This window comes from Bacillus haikouensis, from assembly GCF_013179555.1.
GTDB lineage: Bacteria > Bacillota > Bacilli > Bacillales > Bacillaceae_B > Rossellomorea > Rossellomorea haikouensis_A.
In genome coordinates this window covers 1-2,794 of sequence record NZ_JABMCR010000408.1, presented here as the reverse complement: position 1 = coordinate 2,794, position 2,794 = coordinate 1, and the positions used below count along the sequence as shown (strand labels likewise).

Sequence of the window (2,794 nt, the reverse complement as noted above, 5' to 3'; positions counted from 1 at the left end):
CGGCCCCTTCCTGCGGGTCCGTCCCTGCTCCCAGTTCATCGAACAGGACCAGGCTCTCCTGATCCACTTTTTTCAAGATCTCCACAATATTCACCATATGGGAGGAGAATGTACTTAAACTTTGTTCGATCGATTGTTCATCTCCAATATCCGCATAGATGGAACGGAATATTCCGACTTCAGATCCATCCAGCGCAGGAATCGGGAGGCCGGCTTGTGCCATGATGCTTGTAAGGCCCAGCGTCTTGAGCGTGACTGTTTTCCCTCCCGTGTTCGGTCCTGTGATGACGATGGATGAAAATTCATTGCCCAATTCAATGTCATTGGCAACAGCATCATCAATCGGCAATAATGGATGACGTGCTTTATTTAATTTAATCCTTCTTTCATTATTGATGACTGGTTTGGAACCTTTGATGGATTGACCGAATTTTGCTTTAGTGAACATAAAATCAATATCTGATAAAACATTCACAATTAACAGCAATTCATTCTCTGCTTCTTTTACTTTTTCAGAAAGTTCAAGTAGGATTTTCTCGATTTCATTTTGCTCTTTCAACCGCAGCTCACGCAATTGATTATTTAATTGGACGATTGCTTCAGGCTCAATGAACAATGTTTGACCTGAAGATGATTGATCATGAATGATTCCTCCGTAATGCCCTCTATATTCCTGCTTTACAGGAATGACATACCGGTCATTTCGGATTGTGATGATTGCATCCGACAACATTTTAGAAGCATTGGAAGATCTTATCATACGCTCAAGCTTTTCCCTGATCCTTCCTTCGTTTGCACGAAGCTGTGAACGGATTGTACGCAGTGCTTCACTTGCTGAATCAAGAATTTCACCGTTATCATCCACGACATTTCGGATTTCCTTCTCTAAATGAGGCAGAGGGATGACCGAAGCCAATTTAGCCTCCAGATGGGGAATGGACACCTCATCGTCCACTAACTCATCTACAAACGTTTTTAGCTTTCTGCTTGCACGAATTGTGCTGCCTATCTGCACCAATTCACCAGGGGACAGCATGCCCCCGATTCCAGCACGTTTCACATGGGGACGGATATCAAAGATCCCCCCCAGTGGAGCATGTCCTTTCAACCTGAGGATCGTCATCGCTTCATCTGTTTCCTGGTGCATGCCCGTAATTTCGTCAAAGTCCACCGATGGTGCAAGAGTTGTCACTCTTGCATGTCCAAGAGCAGACGCAGCAAATCTTTTCAGCAATTCTTTTATTTTATCAAATTCCAGTGTTTTGAGTACTTTTGAATTCACAGACTTTATTCCACCTTTAATAACAATGTTTCATGAATTGGACATCTTTCATAAAACGTTCCGATTTTTGAATCATTTGTTTCTATTTAAAAAGTTTAACAGTTCTTCTTTACCCCAGGTATTGATAACCGTATCTTTCTTAATCCAGCCTTTTCTTGCTGTAGAAACACCTATGTTCATGAACTCAAGGTGTTCATGGCTGTGAGCATCCGTATTGATAAAGAGCTTCACACCCTGCTCCTGGGCTTTCCGGATGTTTTCAGCTGAGAGGTCCAGCCTGTTAGGATTCGCATTCAGCTCGAGCGCTGTATTCGTCTCCTTTGCCAATTGTATCAGCATATCCATATCTACATCGTATCCATCCCTGCGCCCGATGATTCTTCCAGTCGGATGAGCGATGATATCCACATGCGCACTATTAAGTGCAGTAGTCAGGCGTTCCATGATTTTTTCCTTTGATTGTGAAAAACTTGAGTGAATCGAAGCGATGACCACATCCAGCTTTTCAAGGATCTCATCATCGTAATCAAGGGATCCGTCAGGGAGGATATCCATTTCAATTCCTGACAAAACTTCAATCTCTTTATACTTCTTGTTGATTTCCTTGATTTCCTCTATCTGTTTTAACAGCCGTTCATCCGATAATCCATTTGCAACACGTAAGTATTTCGAATGGTCGGTAATGGCCATATATCGGTAGCCTTTAGCAATGCATGCCTGAACCATTTCTTCAATGGAATAAGCCCCGTCCGACCAGGTGGTGTGCATGTGCAGGTCTCCTTGTATATGAGTGGACCCGATCAAATTAAAGTCTTTATGATAATCATCGACTTCCTTCCCGTCTTCCCTTAATTCTGGCGGAATGAACGGCAGGTTGAAGTACTCATAAAATTCTTCTTCTGTATTAAATGTTTTGATTTCGCCGGTTTCGCTATTTTCAACCCCGTACTCACTGATTTTTTCGCCTCTTTCTTTTGCAAGCTGCCTCATCCGGACATTATGCTCTTTAGACCCGGTGAAGTGGTGGAGGGTTGTGGCGAATTCACACGGCTTAACGATTCGAAAGTCGATGCTTACGTCCCACTTATATTGAAGGGTAAGCGACACCTTCGTCTCGCCCGCTGCAATCGTTTCAACAATATGAGGGAGCTTCAATAATTCGTCCTTAACCTTCTTAGGTTCGTCCGTTGAAATGATAAAGTCCAGATCTTTGATCGTCTCCCGCATCCTTCTTAAACTGCCCGCCCTTGAGAAGGTAACGATCTCTTTTATATTGGTCATGTGCGCTTCAATTTCTTCTGCTATCCCAGTCATGAACGCAATTGGAAGGCGGTCAGGACGTTTGCCGGCCTGTGCGATGGCAGCCAGTATCTTTTCCTCTGATTTCTTTCCAAAGCCCGGAAGACTCTGGACTTTCCCGGACTGGCATACTTCCTCCAAATCTTCAATCCCTTCCACACCCAGTTCACTATAAAGCTTGGCAATCTTCTTGCCTCCAAGTCCCGGAAGCTG

At 43.8% G+C, this 2,794-nt stretch carries 2 protein-coding genes; both read right to left on the bottom strand.

Translation table 11 applies throughout. The features are described 5' to 3' along the window. A partial coding sequence (locus HP456_RS22335; RefSeq protein ID WP_376766248.1) for an endonuclease MutS2 occupies positions 1–1,282 on the bottom strand: 1,282 nt, incomplete at its 3' end. A 72-nt stretch (positions 1,283–1,354) separates the two neighbouring features. Then, positions 1,355–2,794: DNA polymerase/3'-5' exonuclease PolX (gene polX, locus HP456_RS22330; RefSeq protein ID WP_172255191.1), on the bottom strand; the 1,440-nt coding region annotated here is incomplete at its 5' end.